The following is a 19141-nucleotide window of genomic DNA, read 5'->3' on the forward strand; positions in this document are numbered from 1 at the left end:
AAGGCCGGCAGGCAAAATCCCCGTTCAGGGTTACTTTCGGCCCGATTCTACCGTCCGCGCAGCCGTTCCAGCACGTCCGAGGAGGCAAAACCGTCGGCGGGGACCCCGATCGAGGCCTGGAAGTTGCGCAGCGCCTCCCGGGTCTGGCCGCCGAACTGGCCGTCCGGGGTGCCCTTGTAGAAGCCGCGCTGGGCCAGCAGCTGCTGGAGCTCCAGCCGCTCGGTCCGCGACAGCTCGCGTTCCTGCCGCGGCCAGGGCTGCACGAAGGGCGCCCCGCCGCGCAGGCGGTCGGCGAAATGACCGATCGCCAGCGCATAGGCCTCGGCCGGGTTGTACTTCATGATGACCCGGTAGTTCTGGAGCATCAGGAAGCCCGGCCCTTGCGCGCCCGCCGGCGCCAGCAGATAGGCTTTCTCGGCCGGATGCGGGAAGGGCTGGCCGGTCGGGCGCTTGAGCCCGAGCTTCTCCCACTGCGCGATCGGCATCGCCTTGGCGCGGTCGGCCTGCATGTAGTTGAATCCCTGGGGCACCACGACCTCAAAGCCCCAGGTCTGGCCGGCCTGCCAGCCGTCCTTCTTCAGGTTGTTGGCGGTGGAAGCGATCAGGTCGGTGGGATTGTCGACGACGTCGCGCCGTCCATCGCCATCGCCGTCCACGGCAAAGCGCTTGAACGCGGTCGGCATGAACTGGGTCGGGCCGAAGGCGCCGGCCCAGGAGCCGCGCATCTGCTCAGGGCGCAGATCGCCGCGATTGAGGATCTCCAGCGCGGAGAGGAATTCGTCCTTGAAATAGGCCTGGCGGCGGCCGATGCAGGCGAGCGTCGCAGTGGATTGCAGCACGCTGCGGTCGCCCATCTGCGTCGAGTAATTGGACTCGATGCCCCAGATCGAGGCGATGATGTAGCGATCGACGCCAGTGGCCTTCTCGGTGGCATCGAACTGCGCCTTGTACTTGGCGAGCACCTCGCGGCCCTTGGCGAGGCGGTTGTCGTTCACGAGGATGTCGAGATAGTCCCAGATCGACTTGGTGAACTCCGGCTGCGAGTCCATCAGGTCCATGATGCGCAGGTCGGGCGCGAGCCCTGCGGTGAAGCTTTGAAAATTTTCCTGGGTGATGCCGCGCCGTGCGGCATCGGGCCACATCCCTGCAACGCAATTGTTGAAATTGCCGGCGGCCTCGCGGATCGCCGCCGCCGTCATCAGCGGATGGCCCGAGGCACCGTCCTCGCCGCTCCAAGGTTGGGCTCCTGTTTGCGCGCCGCCGGGGCCTGGCGGGGCTTGCGCAGGCGCCGGATTCGAGCCGGAGAAAATACCGCCGAACAGGTTCGACAGGCCGTTCTGCGCCTGGGCCTGCGCGCAAGCCGGCAGCAGCAAGGCAGCCGCAACCAACGCTCCGCTGGTCACGGATCCAGCACGTTTTGCCAGCCCTGCCACTGATTGCATCATGTCCCACCTGTCCGGCCAAAAATCCGCCATCAGGAGGCCCGGTGCGGTTGCCAATAGCCTAACAAAGATGAAATTTTGGTGTCGGCCTTTTTCTCAACTCCATGAGGGCGAGGCCCCACATCCGCCTTTGTTAGCGGCTGCAAACAAGCTAGCAAGATCACATTGCTCCGTTCACGTCCTCAGGTATTCGATCGATCCCATGAAAATTCGCAAAGCCGTATTCCCCGTCGCCGGCCTCGGCACCCGCGTCCTGCCCGCCACCAAGGCGATGCCGAAGGAAATGCTGACCATCGTCGACAAGCCGCTGATCCAGTACGTCTATGACGAGGCGAGGGAAGCCGGCATCGAGCACTTCATCTTCGTCACCGGCCGCAACAAGAATGTCATCGAAGATCATTTCGACAAGATGTTCGAGCTCGACGCGACGCTGGCTGCGCGCAGCAAGAAGGCCGAGCAGGAGATCCTGGCGCAGAACCAGCCGGAAGCCGGCGCCGTCAGCTTCACCCGCCAGCAGGCGCCGCTCGGCCTCGGCCACGCGGTCTGGTGCGCGCGCGACATCGTCGGCAACGAGCCGTTCGCGGTCGTACTGCCCGACGAGCTCGTGCTCAACACGCCGGGCTGCCTGAAGCAGATGATCGAGATGGCATCCTCGCTCGGCGAGAAATCCAACCTGGTTGCGGTCGAGGCGGTGCCCGACCATCTCACCCATCAATACGGCATCTGCGGCGTCGGCAAGCGCAGCGGCAAGATGTTCGAGGTCGACGGCATGGTCGAGAAGCCGGCCAAGGGCACCGCGCCCTCCAACCTCTCCATCACCGGCCGCTACATCCTCCAGCCGGAGATCTTCAAGATCCTGGAGACCCAGGAGCGCGGCGCCGGCGGTGAGATCCAGCTCACCGACGCCATGATCGGCCTCGCCAGGTCGCAGAAATTCTACGGCGTCGAATTCGAGGGCGAGCGCCATGATTGCGGCTCCAAGCCCGGCTTCCTCCGCGCCAACATCGCATACGGCCTGAAGCGCCCCGAGCTGCGCGACGGACTGATCGCGGAGATGAAGAAGTATCTGGGGCAGTAGCGCGGGGCTATTTCCGCGCACGCATCTCGAGTTTGGGAAGCCACCATCCCTCCACGATGTCGTCCCGGCGAAGGCCGGGACCCATAACCCCAGGGAGTGGTTTGGCGAAGATTCGTCGTTCGGTACTGCTATCGTCCGCAACGATAGATCACGCGGTATGGGTCCCGGCCTGCGCCGGGACGACACCGTGAGTGTGGTGTGCGGCACCGCTTACGACGCGCCGCTCCTCACGCCACCAGCGACAGCTTCGGAAGGCTCGCGACCACGGACTGGTTGCGGCCGCCGGCCTTGGCGGCATAGAGCGCCTTGTCGGCGGCGGCGACCAGGATCGACCAGTCCATGCCGGCGGCAGGGACGAGGCTGGCGATGCCGCAGGAGACCGTCGACGTCGCCGTATCGTCGGACCAGCCCAGCACCTTGCCGCGGATCGCCTCGGCGATCCTGAAGGCCTCGGTGATGGAGGTGTTCGGCAGCAGCACCGCGAATTCCTCGCCGCCATAGCGCGCGGCGCAGTCGCCGGCGCGGCTCACCGAATCGGAAATGCAGATGGCGATGCCGACCAGCAGCTGGTCGCCGGCCTGGTGGCCGAACGTGTCGTTGTAGGTCTTGAAGTGATCGGCATCGATCATCAGGAGCGCGACCGGCGTCTTCTGGCGCATCGCGCGCCGCCATTCAACGTCGATGACAGCATCGAACTTGCGGCGGTTCTTCAGGCCGGTGAGCGCGTCCGTCGTTGCCATCTCCTCGAGCTTGCGCTCGGCCTCGGCGCGTCGGCCGATCTCGCGTGCGAGCACGAGCGTCGATCCCAGCACGAACAGCGCAAGCGCCAGCACCACGGCGCCGATGCGGATTGCCTCCTTCTGCCACAGTGCGAACACGGCGCTCAGCGGCTTGCCGGCCACCACGAACAGCGGACTGGACCCGCTGCTGCGGACGTAGAGCCGCGGGGTCGCGTCGACCGGGCCCTGTCCGGCGAACGCGCTGCCGACCTTCAGATTGTCGGCCTTCCAGGCCGGCCGCTCGGCGAGGTTCTTGCCGATCACATCGAGATCGAACGGCCGCCGCATGATGATTGTGCGGTCGCGCCTGAGCACGGTGATGGTGTCGTCAGGGTCCAGGCTCAGGCGCTCGAACAATTCGTGGAAATAGCTGAAGCGGATCGAGCCGGCGACGACGCCGAGGAAGCCGCCGTCGGTGTCGCTGATGCGCCGGCTGAGCACGATGGAATAGGCGCCGCGGAACAGCATCGGCCGGCTGATGAAGAGCCCGGCTTCCGGATTGTCGCGATGAACCCTGAAGTAATCCTCGTCGCTCCTGACCTCAGGCAGGGGATCGAGCGAGGAGGCGTCGATGGTCAGCCTGCCGTCGGGATCGAATACCTGGATCGCGCCGAAATGCCGTGCCGTGGTCGCATGGTCGAACAGGATGAGGTGGCGGACCGTCTTGGAGACTGTCGCGAGCTCGGGCAGCAGCATGTTGTTGGCGACCGCCTTCAGCGACAGGTCGTAGATCTCGATGTTGCGGCTGACGTCGGACTCGATGGTCGTCGCCAGGTTTTCCAGCGTCTGGCGGGCGAGCGCCTCCTCGCCGCGGCGCATGTCGAGCATGACGTTGACGCAAATGGCGGAAAAGCCGATCACCGTCACCACGGACGAGATGATCAGCAATTTCGCCGAGACTCGCCACGGCCGGCGGGCCATGACTTCGCGCCATCCAGACAGCATCGTTTGCTCCCGATCCTAGTGGATGCGCCCGAAAGCTTGAGTAGTGTTTAAGGTAGGACGGCACTGCCGCAATGAGTTAAGAAACGGTTGATGCGGCTCACGGTTTTGGGCAGGCCTGATCGGGCAAACCCGGCTTCGGACGAGAGGACGACGGTGAACGACTACGACGCGTTGCGCGACTATCTGCTGCGGCAGAAGCAGGACGAATTCGTGCTGAGCTTTGAACAGATCGAGGAGATCATCGGCGCGGCCCTGCCGCGCGCGGCGAACCGCGCCTCATGGTGGGACAGCCTGCGCAGCCCCGACATCCAGATGCCGCAGCGCGAGGCCTGCCTCGCCGCCGGGTTCGTGGCGACACGGATGCCGGACGGCCAGAGCGTGCGATTCAGGAAGCAGAAGTCGCAGAAACGGTGGTAGCGAGCCGCATGATCCTGCGCTGGCTGAGGGGGTTTCTGGCGCAGCGCTGATCGGATTGGGCGTGCTCTTCGCGCTGGCCTTCGAGGCCCGCTACTGGCGCTGGCGCAACTGCTTTAACGAGCTCGGCCGCTGCTACGACCCGGTCTCGCAGGACGTCTATCTCGAGCAGGCGGGAATGGTCTGGGGCGGTCTTGCGGCGATTTCGCTACTGGTTGGTCTCGGCTTGGTCATGGGGTTGCGCCGCAGGCCGAGCTAGATCAGGTGGACGCGCGATCCGCCGCGAGCGTGAGAACGGTTGCCGCTAGCCGCGGTGCCGAACCAAGGCCTTCATTGGCGCTCACGGGGCCAGCGTTCGTCGGCGGCGTGTGCTCGTATCAGACATCGGGTCGTCTGCCGGTCGCAGGCGCGCACGCACACGTTCTGGCGGCCCCGAACGTCACCGGCCCCGCCGGTGTAGTCGGCACATGTGCCGACGCAGTTTGCGCCTCGATCCTCGCATCGTGCAGCCGTCACTGCTTCGGCCGACGAGGCGAGGAACATTCCGGTGCCTATGAGGGTGATCGCGTAGAAAAGGTGCCGGGTCATCCGTGACTCCTGAGAAGGACGCTTGGTTTGCTCATCCGAGCCGTTGCGCTTGACGCGTGTGGGCACGCCGAGAACGACAGTGGTGAGCCCAACGACCTCGATGACGAAACCGTTCTGGATCGAATGCTGCGCGCCATTTTTCGCGGCGGTTGAGCAGAGGCCCATTGATCTGGATCAAGCACGGCCTCATCGGCACCTCACCCCGCGCGCTTCGCGGGCGGCGCCTCAAAAAAGGGAGAGGGAGGTTAGCTCGCCGCTTCCAGCCGCACTTCCGTCAGCAGGCGCATCGCCGCATCGGCGTCCATCGGCTCGCCGAAGGCAAAGCCCTGCGCGTATTCGCAGCCCATCTGGTAGAGCTCGACCGCGTCGGAATCGGTCTCGGCGCCTTCCGCCACCACGTCCATGCCGAGGTCGTGCGCGAGCGCGATGATCGACTTCAGGATCACCGGACGGGTGCCGCGGTTGGTGGTGCGCACGAACGACTGGTCGATCTTGATGGTGTCGAACGGGAAGCGCTGGAGATAGGCGAGCGAGGAGTGCCCGGTGCCGAAATCGTCGAGCGACAGCCCGGTGCCGAGCTCGCGGATGCGCGTCAGCATCTGCGCCGCGTGCTCCGGATTCTCCATCACCAGCGATTCCGTCAATTCGAGCTTCAGCGTGCCGCGCGCCACCGAGGAGCGCGACAGCACGGTGCGGATGTCGTGGATCAGGTCATGGCGCAGCAATTGCCGCGAGGAGACGTTGACGGATGCGAAGATCGGCTCGCGCGAGCGCATCGCGCGCTGCCAGATAGAGAGCTGCTTTGCGGTCTGGTCGAGCACGAACATGCCGAGGTCGACGATCAGGCCGGTCTCTTCCGCGATGGTGATGAATTCTGACGGCGCCATGCGTCCGAGCTTGGGGTGGTCCCAGCGCGCCAGCGCCTCGAAGCCCGCGACGGAGCGGTCCTCCAGCCGCACGATCGGCTGGTAGAGGATGGTGAGCTCCTGCCGCTCGATGGCGCGGCGCAGCTCGCTCTCCAGCGTCAGGCGGTCGGTCTTGCGGGCGCGCATCGCCGGCTTGTAGACGTCGATGCGGTCGCCGCCGATGCGCTTGGAGTGATACATCGCCAGCTCGGCATCCTTGATGATCTCGTCCGTCAACTGCGTCTGAGGATCGGAAAGCGCGAGCCCGATCGAGGCCGTGAGAAAGATCTCGCGCTCGTTGAAGGCGATCGGCGCGCGGATGGTCTTGCGGATGGTCTCGGCGAAGGCGGTGATGCGGGCGGGATCCTGCTCCGAGAGCAGGATCAGGCCGAACTGGTCGCCGGCGAGCCGCGCCAGCGTGTCCTGCGGCTTCAGGATGCGGGTGAGGCGGCGGGCCAGCGTCAGCAGGATGGAATCGCCGACAGCGATGCCGACGGAATCGTTGACCTGCTTGAAGCGGTCGAGGTCGATCACCATCAGCGTCGGCCGCAGCGTCGGCATGGTCTTGGCGAAATGCGCGACCCCACCCAGCCGGTCCATGAACAGCTTGCGGTTGGGCAGGCCGGTGAGGTTGTCATGCACGGAATCGTGCAGCAGGCGCTCCTCGGCGTTGCGCAGCTCGGTGACGTCGGTGAGCGTGCCGACCACGCGCGAGACCTCGCCGTCGGAGCCGACCACCGGCCGCGCCTTCAGCGCGAACCACATGAAGTGACCGTCCGGCGTGCGCAGGCGAAAATCCTGCACCAGGCGGCCGCGGCGCTGGTCGAGCACGCTGTCGAGCGCGGCGCGGAAACGGTCCTGGTCGAGCGGATGCAGCACTTCCAGCCACGATGCCGCCGGGCCTTCCAGCGTGCCGCGCTTGAGGCCGAGCAGGGCTTCGGTCTCGGGGCTGGTGAAGACCTTGTCGGCGGAAACGTCCCAGTCCCAGATCAGATCGCCGGAACCGGCGAGCGCCAGTGCGCGCCGCTCGATGTCGGAGACGACGCCGGTGGTGGCGCCGCCGCCGGCGAAGGCGTGCTGCATCACCGTGAAGCCGATCAGCATCACGATCAGCACGAGGCCGCCGAGCAGCGCCGGGCCGACGATGTCGTTCGTGACGGAGCCTGCCACCGTCATGCCGGCCGCGACCACCCAGACCACGAGGAGGAACCAGGTCGGGATCAACAGCACCGCGCGGTCGAAGCCGTGGGTGGAGAGATAGACGATCAGCGCGAAGCCGGCGAAGGCGATCAGCACCAGCGAGATGCGCGCGATGCCGGAGGCCACCGCCGGGTCGAACAGCGCGAGTGCGACCAGCGAGCCGAGGAAGGCGAGCCAGCCCACCGTAATGTGCGAATAGCGCACGTGCCATCGACTGAGGTTGAGATAGGCGAACAGGAACACCAGCAGCGTCGCCGCCAGGATCGCTTCACCCGCCGCGCGCCAGATGCGCTCGGCGTTGTTCGACATGTCGAGCACCTTGCCCCAGAAGCCGAAATCGACCCCGATATAGACCAGCACCGCCCAGGCCAGCGCCGCGGCCGCCGGGAACATGATGCTGCCCTTGACGACGAACAGGATGGTGAGGACGAGAGCCAGGAGCCCCGAAATGCCGATTACGATGCCCTGGTAGAGCGTGAACGAGTTGACCTTGTCCTTGTAGGACTCGGGCTCCCACAGATAGAGTTGCGGCAGCTTGTCGGTGCGCAGCTCGGCGACGAAGGTGATGACCGCGCCGGGGTCGAGCGTGACGCGGAAGACGTCGGCGGTCGGGCTTTCCTGCCGCTCCGGCCGGTCGCCGGTCGAGGGCGTGATGGTCGCGATGCGCGACAGCCCGAGGTCGGGCCACAGCAGGCCTGACGAGACGATGCGGTAATGCGGGGCGACGATCAGGCGGTCGAGCTGGTCGTCGGTGTTGTTGGCGAGCGCGAACACCACCCAGTTCTGGCCGCCCTCGCGGGCGCGCACCTCGATGCGGCGGACGATGCCGTCGGTGCCGGGCGCGGTCGAGACCTGGATGCGGTCGGCATCGCTGCGCTGATGCTCGAGCACGCCGGTGAGGTCGATCGCGGGCGCGTCACCGCGGACGCTGACGGCGTCGAGCGCGCGCGCCGGGAGCGCGGCGACAACAATCATGAGGCCCAGCGCGATGGGCGCGAGGCACCTGATCAGACGCAAGGTCAGTTCTCCGCGTTCGACGCAAACTTCGTGTGCAAGGCGATTTCAGACCGGACAGAATTGGTTCGGTGCGTCGCGATAGATGCCACGAAAGCGAGGAAAATCAAAGGGTTTCCGCCTTGCCCTGTGGGTCAGAGGCCTATGCCTCCAACACAATTTTGCCAATATGTGCGCTCGTCTCCATGCGCCGGTGGGCATCGGCCGCCTTTTCCAGCGGGAAAGCGCTGTCCATCACCGGTTTGACCCGGCCTTCGCGCAGAAGCGGCATCACTTTCGCCTCGATCGCGGCCACCATCGCCGCCTTGTCCGCATTACTACGGGGGCGCAGCGTCGAGCCGGTATGGGTCAGGCGCTTGACCATGACCTTGGCGATGTTGACGCTGACCTTTGGGCCGTTGAGGGTCGCGATCTGGACGATGCGGCCGTCGACCGCGGCGGCGTCGTAGTTACGGTCCACATACTCGCCGGCGACCATGTCGAGGATCAGGTTGACGCCGGCATTGCCGGTCTCTGCCTTCACCACGGCGACGAAGTCTTCGGTCTTGTAGTTGATGGCGCGGTCGGCCCCGAGCTTGAGGCAGGCATCGATCTTGTCCTGCGAGCCCACGGTGACGAACACTTTCGCGCCAAAGGCTTTCGCAAGCTGGATCGCCATGGTGCCGATGCCGGAGGAGCCGCCATGGATCAGCAGCGTCTCGCCGGCCTTGAGGCCGCCGCGCTCGAACACGTTGTGCCAGACCGTCATCAGGGTTTCCGGCAATGCGCCGGCTTCCTTGATCGACAGCGCCGGCGGCACGCTCATCGCCTGGGCGTCCTGGGCGATGCAGTACTGCGCATAGCCCCCGCCGGCGACCAGCGACATCACCTTGTCGCCGATCTTGTGCCGCTTGGCATTGCTGCCGACGGCGACGACTTCACCTGATATCTCGAGGCCCGGCAGGTCGCTGGCGCCGGGCGGCGGCGGATAGGCGCCGGAGCGCTGCGCCACGTCGGGCCGGTTGACGCCGGCGGCCTGCACCTTGACCAGGATCTCGTCGGGACCGGGCTGCGGCAGCGCCCGCTGTTCCGGCACCAGCACCTCCGGTCCGCCGGGCTTGGAGATGGCGACCACGGTCATTTGCGCGGGCAGCTTGTCCATGATGTGTCCTTGAGCAAAGGTGCGGGAGGAAACGAGGCCATTGCTTAGCCAGCGCGGTCCAAGCTGGCAACCGCCTCAGCCGTGTGACCGGTGCGAACGCAGGAGGAACGATCATGGCGACGGAAGACGACGACCGCCCGCGCAAGAAGATCACGCATGAAATCGGACAGGATCTCTCACTTTTGTCCGTGGAGGAACTGACCGAGCGCGTCGCCCTGCTCAAGACCGAGATCGCAAGGCTGGAAGAAGCTGCCGCGAAGAAGCGCGCCTCGCGCGATGCGGCGAACAGTATTTTCAAGTCGTAATCGTTGTCGTCCCGGCCTAGTGCGCAATTGCGCACGGGGGGCCGGGACCCATGCTCCGTGCAAGTCATTTGGCGATCACTCGTAATTACCAGCTGGCGCGACAACTCCACCCTGTGGTTATGGGCCCCGGCCTTCGCCGGGGCGACGGAGAGGGTTTTGTTCCGCAGTGCACTCGGCCACTGACCGACATGGCTAACGAAATCTCAAAAAATTAGTTCGTTTACGGTCGATTAAGCTTTCGGGTTTATGACTAGAACTGTCCTCGTTTGGACACCGAGTGGCTCCTGTCCACTCTGTTTGACGCCTCCCTGTTATCAACTTTCAAAGCCGCCGGTCTTCCGGCGGCTCTTTTTTGCGTCTCGTTGCGGTTGAATTCCGAGGAAAGACCCGCGGAAACCATATCCGTGCTTGTCGCTGGACTCCGCGTCCCGCCCGCGCAATGATTTGTTCATCATAAGCCGGCGCAAAGCCGGACAGGTAAACAGTTGCGTAAGGGGCGTTAACCATGGAACGTTTGCAGGCCGACGGCGCTCTCGTTCAACTCAGCGAGCGGTTCACCAATTCTGCGGCGTTCGGCACGCTGTTCCGCGAGGGCATGGACCTCGTCGAAGAGACCGCCGCCTATCTCGACGGTGCCGGCCGCACCGAGGCCAAGGCGCTCGATCGCGCCGTCAGCCTCACCTACGCGACCGAGAGCATGCGCCTGACCACCCGCCTGATGCAGCTCGCCTCCTGGCTGCTGCTGCACCGCGCGGTGAAGGAAGGCGAGATGACGCTGGTCCAAGCCAACCGCGAGAAGACCAAGGTCAAGCTCAGCGCGGCCGATCCGGGCCCCGCCGACACCATCGAGAAGCTGCCCTTGCAGCTGCAGGATTTGATCCACCGCTCGATGAGCCTGCAGACCCGCGTGCGCCGCCTCGACACCACCATCCACACCCCGCCGGCCGAGCACATCGCGATCGGCAACCCGCTGGTGCCGCACCTCAACGCGCTGAAGGCCGCGTTCGAGCGGTAAGCGATTTCGTCATTCCGGGGCGATGCGAAGCATCGAACTATGGTGCGCACTTGCGCACCAGAGAATCTCGAGATTCCCCGGTGCGCAATTGCGCACCTGAGGTTCGGCTCTGCGAGCCGCCCCGGAATGACAGCCGAAAAAACAAAAACGCCCCCGGTTTCCCGGGGGCGTTTTTCGTCGCGGCCGAAACGGCCGGATCAATCCTTCTTGAGGAAGCCCGAGAACTTCTTCTGGAAGCGCGAGACGCGGCCGCCACGATCCATGATCTGGGCGTTGCCGCCGGTCCAGGCCGGGTGCGACTTCGGGTCGATGTCGAGGTTCAGAGTGTCGCCTTCCTTGCCCCAGGTCGAGCGGGTCAGGTACTCGGTTCCGTCGGTCATCACGACCTTAATCGTATGATAATTCGGATGAATTTCGGCTTTCATGGCAATTCCCTGGGGCGACCGGCGCCTTGCTTGAGTGGCTATCGAATGACGGATTTGGCCGGCTCTATACCCCACAGGACCCTTCAAAACAAGCCATTGTGGGCAAAGGAGAACCGGGCCGCCCCCTAAGGGACATCCCGGATTTGCCACTCCCCCCGCACCGGCCTATGTGGATCACATCTGTCTCCCTGGGTCCGATCTCATGAGCGCTGTGGAACGGCTTGACGACCAGTACCGCGACGAGCGCGATGCCGCGCCGCCTGAGGCCCCGTCCATCGAAGCCGAGCTGATCGAGCAGCCCGCCAAGGGCCGCGCCAAGCTGCGGCCGCTGCTGGCGCTCGCGCCCTATGTGGCCCGCTATCGCGGCCGGGCCGCGCTGGCCTTCGTCGCGCTCACGATCGCCGCGTTGACCACGCTGCTGGTGCCGGTCGCGGTGCGCCGGATGATCGATTTCGGCCTGACGCCTGAGGGCATCGAGCTGATCAACAGCTATTTCTCGGTGATGATCGCGGTCGTCGCCGTGCTCGCGCTGGCGAGCGCCGCGCGCTACTACCTCGTGATGACGATCGGCGAGCGCATCGTCGCCGACCTCAGGCGCGACGTCTTCGCTCATCTGCTGTCGCTCTCGCCCGCCTTCTTCGATTCCGCGCGCAGCGGCGAACTGATCTCGCGGCTCACCGCCGACACCACCCAGATCAAATCCGCCGTCGGCGCCTCGGTGTCGATCGCGCTGCGCAACCTGATGATGTTCTTCGGCGCCGCGGCGATGATGGTGATCACCAGCCCGAAGCTGTCGGGCTTCGTGCTGCTGGCCATTCCCCTGATCGTGCTGCCGCTGGTCGCTTTCGGGCGCTGGGTGCGGCGTCTGTCGCGCAATGCGCAGGACACGCTCGCCGAGGCCTCCGCCTATGCGGGCGAGCTGGTCGGCGCGATCCGCACCGTGCAGGCCTATACCAGCGAGCGGTTTGCCGAGAAGCGGTTCGGCGGCGAGGTCGAGCAGGCCTATGAGGCCGCGCGCACCTCGACACAGGCGCGCGCCGTGCTCACCGCCATCATCATCTTCATCGTGTTCGCAAGCGTGGTCGCGATCCTCTGGATCGGTTCGCGCGACGTGCTCACCGGCGCGATCTCGCCGGGCCGGCTCGGCCAGTTCGTGCTCTATGCCGCGTTCGCGGCCGCCGGCCTCGGCCAGCTCAGCGAGGTCTGGGGCGAGGTCTCGGCGGCGTCCGGCGCTGCCGAGCGCCTGTTCGAGATCCTGCATGTGCAGCCCGACATCAAGGCGCCCGCGACCCCGCGCGCGTTGCCGGTGCCGGCGCGCGGCGAGGTCGGGTTCGACCAGGTCAGCTTCGCCTATCCGGCGCGGCTCGACGTCAAGGTGCTCGACGCCGTGTCGTTCACCGTGCGGCCCGGCGAGAAGGTCGCGATCGTCGGTCCGTCCGGCGCCGGCAAGAGTACGATCTTCCATCTGCTGCTGCGCTTCTACGATCCGCGCAGCGGCGCGATCTCGCTCGACGGCGTGCCGGTCAGGTCGGCCGATCCGCGTGATTTCCGTTCCCGTATCGCGCTGGTGCCGCAGGAATCGAGCGTGTTCGCCGCGAGTGCCCGCGAGAACATCCGCTTCGGCCGGCCCGATGCGACCGATGCCGAGGTCGAGCGCGCCGCCGAACTCGCGCATGCCGCCGAGTTCATCCGCCGCCTGCCCGAAGGTTTCGACTCCCCGCTCGGCGAGCGCGGCGTGACGCTGTCCGGCGGCCAGCGCCAGCGCATCGCGATCGCGCGCGCGATCCTGCGCGATGCGCCGCTGCTGCTGCTCGACGAAGCCACCTCCGCGCTCGATGCCGAAAGCGAGACGCTGGTGCAGACCGCGCTGGAAGAGTTGATGCGCCACCGCACCACGCTGGTGATCGCGCACCGCCTCGCAACCGTCTTGTCCTGCGACCGCATCCTGGTGATGGACCACGGCAAGATCGTCGAGCAGGGCACGCATGCCGAGCTCGTGGCCGCGAACGGTCTCTATGCGAGGCTGGCGAGGCTGCAGTTCGAGGGGGCGTAAGGCGCTGAGCGCAGCCTCACTTACGGTGTCATTCCCCGCGAAGGCGGGGAATCCAGTACTCCGCGACGATAGTGATCAACCGATAAGCCGCGGCGTACTGGATGCCCCGGCCAAGCCGGGGCATGACAGCGGAGGGTGGGGTGGGCAGCAAACCTCTACGGCCTCCACACCATCTTCAGCACTGGCCGACCCGAGGTCGGATTCAAATCGTCGCCGGCATGGGCAAAGCCGTTGCGCTCGTAGAAGCGGATGGCGCGGGCGTTGTCCTTGTTGACGAGCAACGTGACGCCTGAAGGCGACAGGCGCTTGGCCTCGTCCACCAACAGCCGTGCCGCGTCCGAACCCCAGGATGCGGGATCGACCACGAGCTGGTCGAGATAGCCTTCGCCGTCGATGGTGACGAAGCCGGTCAGCGCGCCATCCTGCTCGGTGACGACGATCGAGGCCTTCGGCACCAGATCCTTGCGCCAGCGCTCGCGCCACCAGTCCAGCCGCGCGGCGAAGTCGATCTGCGGATAGGCCTGCTGCCAGGTGCGATGCCAGAGGTCGATGGCGGCGGCCTCGTCCTCGGGGCGGTAGGGGCGGAGGTGGATCATCGGTGGACACTCGTCATGGCCGGGCTCGACCCGGCCATCCATCCACGTCGAAAGAATCTTCCTTGATGGATTGCCGGGTCAAGCCCGGCAATGACGAGCTGTGGTGTATCCGACACCCTACCGCTCCGTCAGCTTCAGCTCGATGCGGCGGTTGCGCTTGTAGGCGTCCTCCGTATTGGCGGTGTCGAGCGGCTGGAATTCGCCGAAGCCGGCGGCAACGAGGCGCTGGGCCGGCACGCCGAGCGAGATCAGGTACTGCACCACCGAGATCGCGCGCGCCGCGGACAGGTCCCAGTTCGACTTGAAGTTCGCGCCGCTCACCGGGCGCACGTCGGTATGGCCGTCGACGCGCAGCACCCAGGCGATCTCGGTCGGGATCTTCTTGTCGAGCTCGATCAGCGCGTTCGCCACGGTGTCGAGCTCGGCGCGCCCCTCTGGCAGCAAGGTTGCTTGGCCGGTGTCAAAGAAGACTTCGGATTGGAACACGAAGCGGTCGCCGACGACGCGGATGTCGGGGCGGTTGCCGAGGATGGCGCGCAAGCGCCCGAAGAATTCCGAGCGGTAGCGCGACAATTCCTGCACGCGCTGCGCCAGCGCGACATTCAAGCGAGACCCCAGATCGGCGATCCGGTTCTGCGATTCCTTGTCGCGCTTCTCGCTGGCGTCGAGCGCTTCTTCCAGTGCCGCGAGCTGCCGCCGCAGCGCGCTGATCTGCTGGTTCAGCACCTCGATCTGCGCCAGCGCCCGCGCCGACACCGCCTTCTCCGAATCCAGCGCCTTGCCAAGCTCGGTGGACTTGCCCTGCGCGTCGTTGCCGGCGGCAGCTAAGCCGTCATAGAGGCCCTTGATGCGGTCGCGCTCGGACTCCGCCGAGGCGAGGCCGGCCTTCAATTGCGAGACCTGGTCGTCGAGCGTGAGCTTGCCGAGCTTCTCCAGCGACAAGAGCTCGTTGAGCTGCGCGATCTTGGCGTTGAGCTGCTCCAGCGCCTTGTCCTTGCCGGTCACTTCCTGCGACAGGAAGAACTGCACGACCAGGAACACCGACAGCAGGAACACGATCGACAGCACCAGCGTCGACAGCGCGTCGACGAAGCCGGGCCAGTAGTTGAAGGCGCCGTCGCTGCGGCGGCCGCGCGCTAGAGCCATGTCGCTAACCCTTCTCGGGCTGGCGCGCGAGCCGCTCAAGGAGGCGCCGGATCTCGCGGTTCTGCTCGCCCTGGCCGTCGGCCCATTCGCGGATCATCTGCTGCTCGGTGCGCATGTGCGAGACCAGCGCCTGGATGGCCTCGGCAAGGCTCGCCATCGCCGCCGTGGTGCCGCGGCTGGAGCTGCCCTCCTCGAGCACGGAGCGCAGCCGCTCGACGGCGGCCTGAAGCTCGCCGCTGGCGACGCCGCCGCCGGCGGCCACGGTCACATCGCCCCGGCCGTATTCGCGCACGGTGGTCGCGAGCCAGTCTTCGAGGTCGGTGTAGAAGCGGTTCTGGGCCTGGCTCGATTGCAGGTCGAGGAAGCCGAGGATCAGCGAGCCCGCGAGGCCGAACAGCGAGCTGGAGAACGAGATGCCCATGCCGCCGAGCGGGGCGGCGAGGCCCTCCTTCAGCGTGTCGAACAGGGCGCCGGAATCGCCGCCGACCTTGAGCCCGTCGATCACCTTGCCGACCGAGCCGACCGTCTCGATCAGGCCCCAGAAGGTGCCGAGCAGGCCGAGGAAGACGAGCAGGCCGGTCATGTAGCGGGAGATGTCCCGGGCCTCGTCCAGGCGGGTCGCGATCGAATCGAGCAGGTGCCGCATCGTGGTCTGGGTGATCGACATCCGCCCGGTGCGCTCGCCGCCCAGGATCATCGCCATCGGTGCCAGCAGCTTTGGGTGCCGGGCAGGGGCGAGGCCGGGATCGGCGATGCGGAAATTGTTGACCCAGGAGACCTCGGGATAGAGCCGGATGACCTGGCGGAAGGCCAGCACGATGCCGATGAACAGCACCGCCCCGATCAGGGCGTTGAGGCCCGGATTGGCGAAGAAAGCCTGGATGATCTGCTTGTAGAGCACCACGCCGACCAGCGTGCACAGCACCAGGAAGACCAGCATCCGCACCAGGAACACGCTGGGCGAGGATAGCTTGGTATATTCGATGTCCATGGGGGAGCGGGGCGAGGCGCCAGACGGCATGGCCGGTGTCATCCGTTACGAACGTGATTGCGGTGCGCACTATGGCACAGCGCCGGCCCAAAAAAAGCGCCGGATGCGCCGATTTCGGGGAGAGCTTCCGGAACCCAAAGCCGAAGCCGCGCTTTGATAAGGACTTATTTTGCAAAACTTCGGCATTCCGCAGGTTTAGGTCGGATTTTTTGCATGGTGACGGATCTCGGGGGACTGGACGTCATCGCGCCCTTGCTCGCGGTCCTGATGGCGTTCGCCTGCATCCGGCCAGGCGGCGACGCCCGAACCTGCCCGCTCCTTCTTTCGCGTCCCGAACCAGACATGACCAGGGGAGTGGCCGCATGAGCGTCGTTTCCGCGATCATCGGGACGGCCGAACGCGTGCCGCTGCCTGATGTCGTGATTCGCGCCGCGATCCAGCGCCTGTGCTCGCGGACGGCGAACCGCATCTCCGCCCTGGGCGCGGACGACGAGGCCGCCTTCGCCGGGCGCATGATGCTGCGGCCGATCGCCGAGGACATCGATGCCGCCAATGCCGGGAATGACGAGGCGCCCGCGTGCTTCCTCGCGCAGGCGCTCGGCCCCAACCGCAAATACTCGTCCTGCTTCTACACGACCGACGCGACTACCTTGCAGGAGGCGGAGGAGGAGGCGCTGCGCCAGACCGTTGCGCATGCTGGTCTCGCCGACGGGCAGACCATCCTCGAGCTCGGCTGCGGCTGGGGCTCGCTGTCGCTCTGGATGGCGCGGCAGTTTCCGCATGCCAAGGTAACGGCGGTGTCGCACTCGCAGGCGCAGCGGGCCTATGTCGAGGGGGAGGCGCGGCTGCGCGGGCTCTTGAACCTGCGCGTGGTCACCGCCGACATGAACGTGTTCGCGCCCGAGGGCCAGTTCGACCGCATCGTCTCGGTCGAGATGTTCGAGCACGTGATGAACTGGCGCAAGCTGATGACGCGCGTGCGGTCATGGCTCGCGCCCGAGGGGCGGCTGTTCATGCACATCGTCACCCATCGCTCCGGCTCCCACCTGTTCGACCGGGCCAATCGCGAGGACTGGATCGCGCAGCACGTCTTCACCGGCGGGCTGATGGCGAGCCATCACCTCGTCAGGCAGTTCGACGACATCTTCACGGTCGAGAAGGAATGGTGCTGGAGCGGCACGCACTATCAGCGCACCGCCAATGACTGGCTCGTCAATTTCGATGCCCATCGCGATGCGATCGAGGCGGCCCTGCGCAAGGTCCATGGCGACGAGACCTCCTTGTGGATGCGGCGCTGGCGCTGGTTCTTCCTCGCGACATCGGGCTTGTTCGGCTACGCCGACGGAACGGAATGGGGCGTCAGCCACTACCGGATGAAGGCGGCGGGGTAGGGCGCGCACGCATGAATGCCGCGTACGGTCCCCGGTGACCGGTCAATTGCTCTCAGAGACCCATTTCAATGTCGCCAGCCATAGATCGTGGCCACGATGCAGCAGGCTCTCATCGGTCTCTCGCAGGTGGGCGGCATCTTTGCCCACGCCAACTTCATCCGTTATGACCAGGCAGCTCGTGCCTTGAGGGGCCAGATACCAGGTATGATAGAAGCTCGGCCGCGTCCCCGGCGCGTAACCGTACCAGCCGAGGCGCGTATGCGGCACGTATTCTTGTACCTTGCTCTCGATCGACAGGCCAAACGTGCTCCAGCGCCACGTCGTACCGTCGCCCAGTACTTTCGTGCCCTCGGGAAGTTCGACGCCGCCAGAGTTCGGATACCATTGCGGCCACTTCCTGGCGTCCACGATGTGACCCCAGATCTTCTCGCATGACGCATTGATGAGAAGCTCGTTGTGCGAAAACAGATCGGCAGTCGCGGGATTGAAGCCCTCCGGCCAATGAATCTCCTTCGCGCGCATCGCAAGGTCTTGCTTCATCGTCATGATCGCTTCCTTTTTTGTGCCGGTGTGAAGTGCGTTCGTTTGCGCTCCGGCAGAAGTTGCGATCGAAAGCAGAGACGCCATGGACGCGCCTAGCAGCATCCAGCGTGCGCAAGATTCAGTGCTCGGAAAGTAAAGCCGTTTCGTCATGTTCGCCTCCGCGTCTTCGATGGCGACACTGATGACAGATCGTGATTGCTGATCCAATTTCCGTTATGTCAGAATAGACGTTCATACAAATCAGGAATTGCGATGCCCTTCGATGGACGGCTGCTGTCGGGTGTTACTGTCCTCTCGGCTGTGATCGAGGCCGGCACCATCGCGCGCGCGGCCGATGCGCTGGGCCTCACCGCCTCTGCGGTAAGCCGCGCAATATCGCGCCTGGAAGCGCGCGTCGGGGTCAGGCTGCTTGAACGCACGACGCGCTCACTCTCGTTGACAGACGAGGGGCGGCGCTTTTACGAGCGCGTCGGACCGCACCTTGCCGGCATCGAAGAAGCGGCGATCGAGGCATCGGGCTCTGCCGGCATCGTGCGCGGGCGGCTTCGGGTCAACGTCGATCCGTTCTTCTCGCGCATCGTCTTGTCATCCCACATCAGGGAATTTCTGGAGCAGCATCCCGAAGTGTCACTGGAGCTTCTGATGCGTGACGCGGTCGGAGATCTTGGGGCTGGCGGCTTCGATTTGGCGCTGAGGTTCGGAGACCCCCGAAAGGTTCATTGGTCGCGCGCAAGCTCGTCGAAACCCGTGTTCTCACGGTTGCGGCGCCCGCTTACCTCGCCCAGCACGGCCGGCCACGACATCCGTCCGAGGTGCCGGACCACGATTGTATCGGGTTCTATGACGCGGCAAACCAGCGACCTTTCGATTGGGAGTTCCACAAGGGAAAAGAGATACTTCCAGTGAAGGTATCCGCCCGCGTTCTGGTCTCGGATGTCGGCGCCATGCTTTCGGCTTGCGAAGCCGGCGCGGGCATCGCCCAGATTCTCCAGCTGGGCAGCAGTCACCTCGTGGAAAGCGGAGCGTTGATCGACCTGTTTCCCGAATGGTCCGGCGAGATGTTCCCGCTCTATGCGCTGTTTCCATCACGCCAGCATCAGCCCGCGAAAGTGCGCAGCTTCATCGACTTTTGCCTCGGCGTGATTGCAAGAGAGAATGCCTGAATGAGTC

At 65.4% G+C, this 19141-nt stretch carries 17 protein-coding genes and 1 pseudogene; 8 read left to right on the forward strand and 10 right to left on the reverse strand.

Annotation, left to right across the window (positions count from 1 at the left end; translation table 11 throughout):
* Positions 1-47 precede the first annotated feature (47 nt).
* Positions 48-1442 (reverse strand): lytic murein transglycosylase, encoded by a 1395-nt coding sequence (locus XI08_RS42610; RefSeq protein ID WP_442869931.1) that lies wholly within the window; start codon positions 1440-1442, stop codon positions 48-50.
* Positions 1443-1644: 202 nt separating this feature from the next.
* Here XI08_RS42610 and XI08_RS42615 point away from each other — a divergent pair, with 202 nt between their 5' ends.
* The gene (locus tag XI08_RS42615) at positions 1645-2520 is read left to right on the forward strand and encodes a UTP--glucose-1-phosphate uridylyltransferase (protein ID WP_027544200.1); all 876 of its coding nucleotides are present in this window, start codon (positions 1645-1647) and stop codon (positions 2518-2520) included.
* A gap of 227 nt (positions 2521-2747) precedes the next feature.
* On the opposite strand, the gene XI08_RS42620 is transcribed toward XI08_RS42615, so the two are convergent.
* On the reverse strand, positions 2748-4244 hold the full coding sequence (locus XI08_RS42620; protein ID WP_271579004.1) for a sensor domain-containing diguanylate cyclase: 1497 nt from the start codon (positions 4242-4244) through the stop codon (positions 2748-2750).
* Between the two features lie 153 nt (positions 4245-4397).
* On the opposite strand from XI08_RS42620, the gene XI08_RS42625 reads away from it, so the two are divergent.
* Both XI08_RS42625 and XI08_RS42630 read left to right on the forward strand, forming a co-directional pair.
* On the forward strand, positions 4398-4661 hold the full coding sequence (locus XI08_RS42625) for a DUF7662 domain-containing protein (protein WP_167771096.1): 264 nt from the start codon (positions 4398-4400) through the stop codon (positions 4659-4661).
* A gap of 61 nt (positions 4662-4722) precedes the next feature.
* Complete coding sequence (locus XI08_RS42630) at positions 4723-4917, forward strand: hypothetical protein (protein WP_271579005.1); 195 nt, start codon at positions 4723-4725, stop codon at positions 4915-4917.
* 71 nt (positions 4918-4988) lie between these two features.
* Here the strand turns inward: XI08_RS42630 and XI08_RS42635 are convergent, their stop codons facing one another.
* From XI08_RS42635 to XI08_RS42645, 3 genes are all read right to left on the reverse strand, one after another.
* A complete protein-coding gene (locus tag XI08_RS42635) occupies positions 4989-5411 on the reverse strand; it encodes a hypothetical protein (protein ID WP_271579006.1) in 423 nt (140 codons plus the stop codon).
* Between the two features lie 80 nt (positions 5412-5491).
* Positions 5492-8368 (reverse strand): EAL domain-containing protein, encoded by a 2877-nt coding sequence (locus XI08_RS42640; protein ID WP_027544196.1) that lies wholly within the window; start codon positions 8366-8368, stop codon positions 5492-5494.
* Positions 8369-8507: 139 nt separating this feature from the next.
* A complete protein-coding gene (locus XI08_RS42645) occupies positions 8508-9506 on the reverse strand; it encodes an NAD(P)H-quinone oxidoreductase (RefSeq protein WP_271579007.1) in 999 nt (332 codons plus the stop codon).
* A gap of 113 nt (positions 9507-9619) precedes the next feature.
* On the opposite strand from XI08_RS42645, the gene XI08_RS42650 reads away from it, so the two are divergent.
* Both XI08_RS42650 and rcdA read left to right on the forward strand, forming a co-directional pair.
* A complete protein-coding gene (locus tag XI08_RS42650; protein ID WP_011084320.1) occupies positions 9620-9811 on the forward strand; it encodes a DUF1192 domain-containing protein in 192 nt (63 codons plus the stop codon).
* Between the two features lie 505 nt (positions 9812-10316).
* Complete coding sequence (gene rcdA / locus XI08_RS42655; protein ID WP_027544193.1) at positions 10317-10826, forward strand: protease adaptor protein RcdA; 510 nt, start codon at positions 10317-10319, stop codon at positions 10824-10826.
* 197 nt (positions 10827-11023) lie between these two features.
* On the opposite strand, the gene rpmE is transcribed toward rcdA, so the two are convergent.
* On the reverse strand, positions 11024-11251 hold the full coding sequence (gene rpmE / locus XI08_RS42660; RefSeq protein ID WP_025034016.1) for a 50S ribosomal protein L31: 228 nt from the start codon (positions 11249-11251) through the stop codon (positions 11024-11026).
* 202 nt (positions 11252-11453) lie between these two features.
* On the opposite strand from rpmE, the gene XI08_RS42665 reads away from it, so the two are divergent.
* Positions 11454-13304, forward strand: coding sequence for an ABC transporter ATP-binding protein/permease (locus XI08_RS42665; protein WP_271579008.1), 1851 nt, complete (start codon positions 11454-11456; stop codon positions 13302-13304).
* 155 nt (positions 13305-13459) lie between these two features.
* Here XI08_RS42665 and XI08_RS42670 read toward each other — a convergent pair whose 3' ends face one another.
* From XI08_RS42670 to XI08_RS42680, 3 genes are all read right to left on the reverse strand, one after another.
* Entirely contained in the window at positions 13460-13900 is a 441-nt protein-coding gene (locus XI08_RS42670; RefSeq protein WP_271579009.1) for a GNAT family N-acetyltransferase, read from the reverse strand.
* Between the two features lie 117 nt (positions 13901-14017).
* Positions 14018-15046, reverse strand: a complete 1029-nt coding sequence (locus tag XI08_RS42675) for a peptidoglycan -binding protein (RefSeq protein ID WP_271579010.1) — start codon at positions 15044-15046, stop codon at positions 14018-14020.
* Between the two features lie 4 nt (positions 15047-15050).
* Positions 15051-16067, reverse strand: a complete 1017-nt coding sequence (locus XI08_RS42680; RefSeq protein WP_027544189.1) for a hypothetical protein — start codon at positions 16065-16067, stop codon at positions 15051-15053.
* A 332-nt stretch (positions 16068-16399) separates the two neighbouring features.
* On the opposite strand from XI08_RS42680, the gene XI08_RS42685 reads away from it, so the two are divergent.
* Complete coding sequence (locus XI08_RS42685) at positions 16400-17428, forward strand: SAM-dependent methyltransferase (RefSeq protein WP_271579011.1); 1029 nt, start codon at positions 16400-16402, stop codon at positions 17426-17428.
* 42 nt (positions 17429-17470) lie between these two features.
* Here XI08_RS42685 and XI08_RS42690 read toward each other — a convergent pair whose 3' ends face one another.
* Entirely contained in the window at positions 17471-18121 is a 651-nt protein-coding gene (locus XI08_RS42690; RefSeq protein ID WP_271579012.1) for an SRPBCC family protein, read from the reverse strand.
* Between the two features lie 102 nt (positions 18122-18223).
* On the opposite strand from XI08_RS42690, the pseudogene XI08_RS42695 reads away from it, so the two are divergent.
* Positions 18224-19134 (forward strand): annotated as a pseudogene (locus XI08_RS42695) (LysR family transcriptional regulator).
* Positions 19135-19141: the final 7 nt, after the last annotated feature.

Origin of the sequence: Bradyrhizobium sp. CCBAU 11361 (genome assembly GCF_028128935.1) — a bacterium.
Classification (GTDB): Bacteria; Pseudomonadota; Alphaproteobacteria; order Rhizobiales; family Xanthobacteraceae; genus Bradyrhizobium; species Bradyrhizobium niftali.